The following is a 754-nucleotide window of genomic DNA, read 5'->3' on the forward strand; positions in this document are numbered from 1 at the left end:
GGCGATAGCGTTAAAGGAAGATTCAGCGAACAAGTCCACGGACATTACTTTGGCTGATGGGACCAATACCTTGTTCCCCACGGAGCTAGCGGTAAAGACCTATGTGGACAATCAGATTACAACTTCGAACACACTGAACGACGGACAGATATATGTTGGGAACGGAAGTAATGTTGCAACAGGCGTAACAGCTTCTGGAGATGCTACGATATCCAATACAGGAGTTGTTGATTTAACGAACAATGCGGTAGAAACAGATGAAATTACAGATGGAGCAGTAACTACAGCTAAGATAGATGGTGATGCAATAGATAATACAAAATTGGCGGACGATGCTGTACAATTGGAAAATATAGCTGACGGTACTGCGGATGGACAAGTAATCCAATGGGATGCGGGAACAACTTCATGGACTTTAGTCGATTTAGGTTCGGTTACGGTCACAGAAAATGACGGTGTAATTGGAAATGAGGTAACGGGAGCCACAGATGGGACTTTAACCCTTTCAGGAGGAGCAACAACTGTTAGTCCTCTCACTTTAGGTATAACAGCAGGAGGTGTTACAGCTACAGAGTTAGCAGATGGAGCAGTTACTCCAGCTAAATTGGCAGATGGTACTGCAGATGGACAATTACTACAATGGAATGCAGGAAGTTCATCATGGATATTAATTGATGCTTCATCTCTTTCGGATGACGATATCACTGGAGCTAGTCTGGATGCCCCGACGAACGTACTAACGATAAGCGAGGGC

The 754-nt window shown here is 44.4% G+C and carries 1 protein-coding gene; it reads left to right on the top strand.

The window, feature by feature from the left end:
• On the top strand, positions 1–754 hold a 754-nt coding region (locus AACP56_RS17890), incomplete at both ends, for a hypothetical protein (protein WP_339339069.1).

The organism is Croceitalea sp. MTPC6 (assembly GCF_036985525.1).
Taxonomy (GTDB): Bacteria; Bacteroidota; Bacteroidia; order Flavobacteriales; family Flavobacteriaceae; genus Croceitalea.